The organism is Leptolyngbya cf. ectocarpi LEGE 11479, assembly GCF_015207065.1.
Taxonomy (GTDB): domain Bacteria; phylum Cyanobacteriota; class Cyanobacteriia; order Phormidesmidales; family Phormidesmidaceae; genus Leptothoe; species Leptothoe ectocarpi.
This window is the reverse complement of sequence record NZ_JADEXP010000515.1, coordinates 1-3,107: the sequence shown is the minus strand read 5'-3', so window position 1 is coordinate 3,107 and position 3,107 is coordinate 1. Positions and strand designations below refer to the sequence as shown.

Sequence of the window (3,107 nt, the reverse complement as noted above, 5' to 3'; positions counted from 1 at the left end):
CGCTACCAAGCTGAGCTTCGTAGATCGCTAAGGCTCGTTGATAGATAGGTTCAGCTTCATCGTAGCGGCCCATATCTTTGTATAGCTGTGCTAAGTTATTCAGACTCCGCGCAGTATCAGGATGATCGCTACCAAGCTGAGCTTCGTAGATCGCTAAGGCTCGTTGATAGATAGGTTCAGCTTCATCGTAGCGGCCCATATCTTTGTATAGCTGTGCTAAGTTATTCAGACTCCGCGCAGTATCAGGATGATCAGAACCGAATCGATGTTCTGACATTTCTAGCTGTGCTTTGTACCACCGCTCAGCTTCCGGCCAAAGGCTTTGTGTTTCATAAAATCTTGCTAATCCAGTAAATACCCAACCCGGAGCGTCATCATCAGTGAGAACATCATTAAGTTCTTGAGCTACTACAGCCATGTGAGGAACAACTAGACTTACATAATATCGGTCACGCATTCTGACAATAGGCTCAATATTGCTAGCAAATCTGTTCACGGCCAGAGCTACACATTTTTTCAATGCAGACGTTTCTTCACTAAGTTCAGTTTCGAGCTTACCAACTACAAATTCACGAATAAGCTGATGCAATTGATAGCTTCCATCCGCATCACTCTGTAAAAAATTACGTTGTACTAGCACCGCATCCAATTTATCTTCTAAGTCTTCCTCATCCCACTCTGGTAGTGCCCATACAATTAACTCAGACGGTATAGGTGCTAGGGCAAAAATGCTCAGTAATCCCATCAATATTTTCGCATCGGATTCCAAATCCTGCCAGCTCAGTTCAAAGGCTGCCTCAATTGAATACTCATAGGCCATTTCCTCCGGTAAGTCTCGCAAAGCCTTAGCCGTTAGCTGCTTGTGCTCTAGACGATCCAAAAGCTTCACAAAGCTCACATTTGGATGCATCGACAGATACCGAGCTACCAGTTCTACTCCGAGCGGTAGTCCTCCAACCCAATTACACAGTGCTTCTGCCTCTTCTTGCTGTTCTTCTACTCGCTCACCATCATCGATAACCTGTATTAATAAGGATAACGCTTCATCTAGTGGCAGCACTCCTAAATCCAACCGATCCACTGGCTTTCCAAACCGTTGTCTTGAAGTCATTAGGACTCGGAAATCTTCTTGAGTTCGCGGTAAAAAGGGGCGGATATCGTTATAAGTAGTTACATTATCCAAGACAAGTAACTTTCTACCAGGGAAAACAGATACCCATTGGTCATAACACCATTGAACTTGAGAATCTATAGAAGTGTTCTCTGGGACTGACCAACCAAATATTTTTGCGGCTGCTAATAATTGATTCGTTAAGCTAGTATCGCGGATATTAAAATACCAGCGTCCTCCAGGATAGAGATCTCGACTTTCACGAACATACTGCTGAGCTAAAGCCGTCTTGCCAATGCCTCCCATTCCAGCTACTGCAACAAACACAACTTGTTCTGCATCTCGTAGTTTTGACTGAAGCATTTGTAATTCAGATCTTCTCCCTACAAATTCTCTCGAAATCAAATTTTCTAGACCATAATCACATGAAAGTGAAGATGGAGGTCGGAGATCACTGGTATCTAATGACAAGGGTGACTGACTATAATTGATTGTTATATTGGCACCTTCTACACCTTGTATTACAGGTAAGGATGGATCATTAGTTTGAAAATTTTGACCACCAAAAACGTTTTCGACAACTTCACCAATAACTTGATTTGAGTTGCCAGAAACAGTTTGTATAACTTGAGTGCTAGGTCTAAATAGTGTTATTTTTACTGATGCTTCATTGATTTCGCTAATAATAGGAGAAGAAAGTTTTGCCATCTTAGAGGCTAAATGAATACGACTAATACCGCTTGCATTTAATTCAACCCTTTGCATAATTCTGAAAATTTCCGCAATAACGGGATTACGCCTAAAGGGAATAACTTTTTCAGGATTGTCGTTTAAATCTGATGGTAAAACACCACGTGGCAAAGGCCCAAAACTAGTAATCTCAACTCGATTAGTATAAATCTCTATTCTTGTTGGTTGATTGGAAAAGTCAGAGTTTTCATAATCACGATGGACAATTGCGTTGGCAATCGCTTCTCTGAGAGCCAGTCTTGGAATTTCTAGATCATCTCTTTCTTCGGTACCAATTCTACCCGTATTATTGAGGTTTTTCTCCAAGAAACCCATTGCAGCATCATAAAGATTCAAAAGATTATCAGAAATACTTTGTTGCTGTAGTATCCTAGAAGAGCCGCGCTCTGAACCTGCATAAACAACCATATGCAATTTACAAGAATCATATTGGTTACTTAATAGATTCCTAGGAGCAAAACAAATTAGTGCTCCTAACGAAGGATTTTCATCATGAAAAATGCCTAAGTAAGCTAACTTACTAAAAACACTGCTTCTAAGAAAACCAACTTCTCTGAGCTTTGTGACAGCTTCAGGCTGCTCTAGAAAAAAGTTTATACTTTCGTTGTCAAGTTCTTGGATGTTATAATTGACAGGCCTACGATCATATTCTAGGTGATTATAGTTCTTAATAAAAATACCATCTACACTAGAGGGCTCGACAATCGTTCGATGAACTAAGCTTTTTGATTTTCTTTTCTTCTTATTAAATTCTCTTGCCCAGCTATTGAGATACTCTTCGAATTCTTCAAGAGAATTCACCTCTACGACTTCAAATATTTCACCGGTAGCATTTAGGTATGCTTTTACCCTTTCTTGTCGTTGCATTAAGTCTGCTAAAATGCGCATTCGAGCATGCACAGAAACTTCATGTGTAATCATTTTTTGAATATCACTTTCAGATTCACATTGCTCTGACAAATAAAGAATTAGAGTCGGAAGATTTAATTCACCTATTAATTTAAGTTCATACTCTAAGTAGCTAATGTCTTCTTCTGGATATTTTTCTCCATAAAAATTTCCTATAATACCAATAACGAATTCACTCCTTTTCAATATTTCTTCACTAATAGATCGTGTAGGGGACTTTGAAAAGCAAATATCATTTCGATCTATTACAAGCCATTCTTCAGATACGTTATCTTGGATACATTTTTTGGCTATTTTAACAAAATCTTGAGTTGTGTAGTTTGCATCATCACAGATA

1 protein-coding gene is annotated in these 3,107 nt (G+C 39.3%); it reads right to left on the bottom strand.

The window, feature by feature from the left end; genetic code table 11:
* A partial coding sequence (locus IQ260_RS29255) for a tetratricopeptide repeat protein (protein WP_193996581.1) occupies positions 1-3,107 on the bottom strand: 3,107 nt, incomplete at both ends.